This window comes from Parasphingomonas frigoris, assembly GCF_036663815.1.
Taxonomy (GTDB): domain Bacteria; phylum Pseudomonadota; class Alphaproteobacteria; order Sphingomonadales; family Sphingomonadaceae; genus Sphingomonas.
Map to the genome: position 1 here is coordinate 1 of NZ_JAXOJQ010000059.1, position 1,231 is coordinate 1,231.

The following is a 1,231-nucleotide window of genomic DNA, read 5'->3' on the forward strand; positions in this document are numbered from 1 at the left end:
ACCACCCTTGCCGGGTCCGATCAGAATACCGAAGGTCTTCGCCAGCCCACGGATCTTGTTGATGAGCGCGGTGCTCATGCCGACCAGCTGATCTCGCGTGATCAGTAGCGCGCGCAGCCGATGCGTCTCCATGGAGCGAACAGCGACTGGCCGGTACCAGCCCGAGCGGACCAGCCGTGCCAAGCCAAACGCGTCGTTGCGGTCCGTCTTGTTCATCTGCAGCTTCAAGGCGGCCGCAGCGTGTCTGGCATCAAGGCACACGATTGGAAGCTCGAGTGCGGTAAATGCATGCCAGAGCCACACCGTCATCGGCCCAGTCTCGATGCCGATCTTCAGAGCGCCGGCGGCCCTGCGCATCAACACCGCGGCGATGGCATCCGGGTCCGTTCGCGACTTGCCTTCCCAGATGCGGGTGCCCGCCTCATCCACGACGCAAATCGCAGTCTCTTTCATCGACACGTCCAGGCCAACATAACAGGTCATCTTCCGTCCTCCTCTTCAAGGGACGACAGGCTATCGCGGAGCAGCGCTTCTCCCAATTACGCCATGTGGTTCACGATCCATCCTTCCCTGCGCAGCAGGATGTAGATCCGGAAATAGCCATAGCGCGTTCGCGTCGCCGCCAGATCACGGATGCGCATCACCAGCGGCGTCTGGTCCGGCTTGTGCGAGATGTAGCGCACCGACGACCGCTCGACGCCCAGCGCCGAGCAACTGCGCCGCTCGCTTACGCCATGGGACGCCTGGACGTACGCGACGAGTTCGCGCCGTCGTCCAGGCGTCAGAGCTTTTTTCCCAGAACGTCCTGCAGGATGTGCTTGTCCAGGCTCAGGTCGGCAACCAGCTGTTTTAACTGCCGGTTCTCATCCTCGAGCTGCTTCAGGCGCCTCAGCTCGCCAACTCCGAGACCGCCGTACACCTTCTTCCAGCGGTAGAACGTCTGCTCCGAAATCCCCATCCGCCTGATGACTTCGGCCACCGGCGTACCGGTTTCTGCCTGCTTCAACGCGAAGGCAATCTGCTCATCTGTGTACCTAGATTTCTTCATTTCCAGCTCCTTGCCCGAAGGCTTCTCAAGGCCGGAAAACTCTCGCTCAAAATGGACTAAAAAACCGGGGGGACGTCAAGGGGCTGGCGATCGTGGCATTCATTTCGGCACCGACGACCGGATCGGACACCGCCTTCGGGTATTCGACTGCTTCGCCGTCCACATCGACCAGGATGGTCGGGC

Annotated in this window: 1 protein-coding gene and 1 pseudogene; both read right to left on the reverse strand. The window is 61.1% G+C overall.

Annotation, left to right across the window (positions count from 1 at the left end; all coding sequences use genetic code 11):
* Window positions 1-483: IS110 family transposase (locus tag U1872_RS22435; RefSeq protein WP_332795075.1), on the reverse strand; the 483-nt coding region annotated here is incomplete at its 3' end.
* 65 nt (window positions 484-548) lie between these two features.
* Window positions 549-1,048 (reverse strand): annotated as a pseudogene (locus tag U1872_RS22440) (transposase); the annotation flags it as partial.
* Window positions 1,049-1,231: the final 183 nt, after the last annotated feature.